Source organism: Streptococcus sp. DD11 (assembly GCF_001578865.1).
Lineage (GTDB): Bacteria > Bacillota > Bacilli > Lactobacillales > Streptococcaceae > Streptococcus > Streptococcus panodentis.
The window spans coordinates 134,906-135,469 of record NZ_KQ969396.1; the positions used below are offsets into that span (position 1 = coordinate 134,906).

The 564-nt window shown below is 53.5% G+C and carries 1 protein-coding gene; it reads right to left on the minus strand.

Annotated features, from left to right (window positions below; genetic code table 11):
• The coding region (locus STRDD11_RS14625; RefSeq protein ID WP_241209431.1) for a G5 domain-containing protein at nucleotides 1-564 on the minus strand (564 nt) is incomplete at both ends.

Consider the following 564-nt stretch of genomic DNA (forward strand, 5'->3'; position numbering starts at 1 on the left):
CCACGCCCGGAGTCGCAGTCTCGCGAGTGCCCTCAGCTAATTCATCAGTATATTGCTCTTCAATATTGAAGTTGATTTTCTCTACACGCGTTTCGTCAGTATAAGTCAGCGGGTACTCTGGCAGAGCGTCCGCTTTTGGTGCCTCATTTGGTACCATGTTTGGCTTGGCCGTACCGACTTTGACCACCTGAGTTACTGGGGCCAAGGTTTCTGCATTGGACAGTTCCTGACGATCAACTTCTTGGCCGTTAGAACTGTAGACGCGAGTCGTAATCGTCCGCTCACCCTCCACGCCTGGAGTGGCAATCTCGTGGGCACCTTCGACCAGTTCATCCGTCAGCTGTTCTTCAATATCGAAAGCGATTTTCTCTACGCGCGTTTCATCAGTAGAGGTCAGCGGGTACTCTGGCAGGGCGTCCGCTTTTGGTGCCTCATTGGGCACCATGTGTGGCTTGGCCGTGCCGACCTTGACAATCTGGGTCACAGGGGACAGCGTTTCGACATTAGACAGTTCCTGACGGTCGATTTCCTGGCCGTTGGAATTGTAGACGCGGGTCGTAATCG